The 3,001-nt window shown below is 60.4% G+C and carries 5 protein-coding genes; 1 reads left to right on the top strand and 4 read right to left on the bottom strand.

The features are described from left to right. The 3 genes from ABSG20_RS33635 to ABSG20_RS33625 all read right to left on the bottom strand — a co-directional run. A partial coding sequence (locus ABSG20_RS33635) for a DUF5131 family protein (RefSeq protein WP_423868750.1) occupies window positions 1–138 on the bottom strand: 138 nt, incomplete at its 3' end. Beyond that, window positions 138–428, bottom strand: coding sequence for a hypothetical protein (locus ABSG20_RS33630; RefSeq protein WP_423868748.1), 291 nt, complete (start codon window positions 426–428; stop codon window positions 138–140). The genes ABSG20_RS33630 and ABSG20_RS33635, both read right to left, overlap by 1 nt. Then, a complete protein-coding gene (locus ABSG20_RS33625; RefSeq protein WP_423868747.1) occupies window positions 395–1,345 on the bottom strand; it encodes a three-Cys-motif partner protein TcmP in 951 nt (316 codons plus the stop codon). Before ABSG20_RS33625 ends, ABSG20_RS33630 begins: the two co-directional genes overlap by 34 nt. 710 nt (window positions 1,346–2,055) lie before the next feature. Between ABSG20_RS33625 and ABSG20_RS33620 the strand changes: the two genes are divergently transcribed. Then, the gene (locus ABSG20_RS33620; protein ID WP_423868746.1) at window positions 2,056–2,793 is read left to right on the top strand and encodes an esterase/lipase family protein; all 738 of its coding nucleotides are present in this window, start codon (window positions 2,056–2,058) and stop codon (window positions 2,791–2,793) included. Between the two features lie 30 nt (window positions 2,794–2,823). Here ABSG20_RS33620 and ABSG20_RS33615 read toward each other — a convergent pair. Further along, window positions 2,824–3,001 (bottom strand): XRE family transcriptional regulator (locus tag ABSG20_RS33615; protein ID WP_423868749.1); only part of this gene is annotated, 178 nt, incomplete at its 5' end.

Raw genomic sequence — 3,001 nt, 5'->3', positions numbered from 1 at the left:
CTTCTCCTGCCCCATCACAGCTAGGCGCGCCGCGAGCCGCATGGCATAGCAGTTCGTACAGCCAGGCGAGAGGATTGTGCATCCCGCGACCGGGTTCCAAGTCGCCTCAGTCCATTCGATCTTCGAGTTCGTGGCCATTACTTATTTTCCTTCTTCGGGAACGTCACCACGATGTCGTCGGCGAAAGTCCCTTTGCGCCGGTTTGGCTTGCTGGTCGTGATCTTCTTCGCGGCATCGAGGATGTTCAGCGCGTCTTTGTAATTCTTTTCGACGAACGGATTTATGCCGAGCGCCTTCTGGTGTTCCCGGTGGATCGCCTCCATGGTGAGTTTCCTGCCCGCGAAGAACTCGAGGAGCTCGTCACACAGATCATCGAGAGGCCGGTTCAGGAGGCTCAGGAGCGGCGTCTTGTCGCTCTCCGAACGCACATACCGAACCGCGCGATGCCCTGGTTCTTGTCCTCGCTCGCCTTGTACATGATGTTCTTCATGATCCCGTATCCCAGCGGATGCTTGGTCACGAAGATGAGGTAGTGCGACGTCCGATCTCTCTGCTCGTATTCGAACACGTAGGGAATGATGTACGGATAGCCGCGCTCCCGGAGCGCCTCCGCGAATTCTTCAATGATGAGCGCCTCGCGGTTCTCCCGATGCATACCGGACGTCAGCTCCCGCAGACGGTCTGCTCGCTCCTTGCCAAATAGCGCGTCTACATGCTTCGTCACCATCGGATTAGTCAGAGCGGCGTTGATACGGTCGAAGGGAAAGAACAGGACCATGTCCGAGCCCCATCCCTTCATCAGGGCTTCGAGGAGCTCGAGCGTAACGCCCTTGTAGCCGAATGGGTCGATGAAGCTGAACGCCGGCACCATGTCTATGCTAGCGAACTCCTCGACCAGTTCCTCATCCACCTCGCCCGTGCGGATCTGGAACTTGTGCTTCAGCGCGTCGATGCCCGGAAGAGCGAGGATGTTCTTCTCGAGCTCCGCCGTCCGGGCAGCATCCTCATCGTTGAAAACAGAAATCAGCTTGTCTCTCAGGTCCGGCGTCGCGATGACGTGCTCCAGCACCAGGAGAGGCGTGGAGACCGATCCATCCTCGTACTTGCCCGGCCCACAGAAGAGGTCGATGTAGACAGGCGCGGGTCCGTCTCGCCCTGAACCTGGCCAGCCATAATCCTGGCCCAAGCCTTGAAGTACTTGACGACGATCGTAGATTTGACCCTCGACTTGGCCTTCTGATCCTCGAAAAATTCCGGTCTCTTCGCCACGAAAGTCCTCCCGACCGGAGCGCAGGCGCGAATCGCAATTCAAACCACGGTAAGGCTGGAGGGTAAAGACAGCCACCGTTCTCTTTCTGTTCCTAGCATGCTATTGCAATGCATGTCACTGGCTTTGCGTACGGCGTTTATCACCCCCTGCCAGCCCGCTCCCGAGAAAATCCTTCGGAATCAACGGGAGCAAGAGGCCCACTTTCTCTCCGGCGTGGTGCGGGCTGTAGCGCGCTGGTGGTCTCCCCCGGAAGGAGCGGAATAGTCTCAAAACGAACAGAGATAGCCACACAGACTAACACCGCCGAGCGACCAATGTCCGAACTGGTCAATCACGACTCGATCGGGCCGCCTCGTCGTGTCCGGAATTCGCCCTTTTGAAACGTGCCGACGAACGCCAAGAATGTCGGTTGCTTGGGGTGGATCGGAAGAGCGCGGCAGGCGGCTTAAATGAAGCGATCAGCCCTAAGCCGACATCGGTCGAGGGACCAAGCCCGGCGTGATCTGCGGCCGCCACAATTCCATCGCCCTGGCGATAGCGGAATAGGTTGGCGTCTGAATGCCCGAGCGGAGCAGGCCTGCTCCGCCCGACCTCCGGTTCGGGCCAACTCCGGGCGACATGAGTTGGCTGCTCCTGCAGCCCTTCGGCGGGACGACTGATACGTCCCACACTGATACGTCCCACAGTTGCGGACGGACGTGGCGTTTAGTACTCTAGGTACGCTTACCACCACTTGTTGCCGGTTCAGTTGCCGCGGCAGGCGATCAGCACTGCCTGGAGCCCCAATGACGCAGCTGATAAAGGTTGCGGGGTGGGAGGGCGCGGCGCGGCTCAATGTCGTGTTCGTTCACGGCCTCGGCGGCCACCCCTATGACACCTGGCGCCGGGCGCGGGGCGCGGAGACGTTTTGGCCGGACTGGTTAGCGCGCGACATTGCGGGGCTGTCGGCCTGGACGCTGGCCTATGACGCGCCGCCGAGCAACTGGCTGGGCACGGCCATGCCGATCCAAGACCGGGCGCGGAACGTCCTGGAAAGCCTGCTCGGCGTGCGCAAGCTCAGGGACGCCCCGTTGGTCTTCATCTGCCACAGCCTGGGCGGGCTGATCGTCAAGCAGCTGCTGCGCGCCGCCGATGCGCGCCGCGCCTATGGCGATGCCGAAGCGGCCGACCTGATCGCGTGCGTGAAGGGTATCGTCTTCCTGGCGACGCCGCACACCGGGTCCGCGCATGCGACGCTGCTCGAAACGCTTCGGCTGATCGCCTGGCCGTCGCCGTCGACGCTCGACCTTGTCAAGAATGACGCCAATCTGCGCGAGCTCAATGTCTGGTATCGCAACTGGCCATCATCGATTCAGCACAAGGTGTTTTACGAGAAGCGCAGCACCTCGGTGGGAGTCATCGTCGCAGACGACAGCGCCGATCCGGGCCTGCTGCGCGTCGAGCCGATCGGCATCGACGCTGATCATATCGAAATCTGCAAGCACGGTGGACAGTCGGCTGCGAAACAAGCCGTCCAGGGATAATGCCATAGGGGGCCACCTGCCCCCTATGTATCAACTCGCCGCCGAAATAAATGCGATCCGCCCAGCCTCGCCCCGTTTACGATGAGGCCTCAACGTGATTTCCACGTCCTGATCAAAGGCCGTCAGCATTCGCATCAGCTTCTCTACTGAAACCAACCGGAAATCGCCCCTGAGCAGCTTCGATAGGTCGGGCTGCTTCATTTCGATC

It is taken from the genome of Bradyrhizobium sp., assembly GCF_049512235.1.
Lineage (GTDB): Bacteria > Pseudomonadota > Alphaproteobacteria > Rhizobiales > Xanthobacteraceae > Bradyrhizobium.
This window is presented reverse-complemented; position numbering and strand designations above follow the sequence as displayed.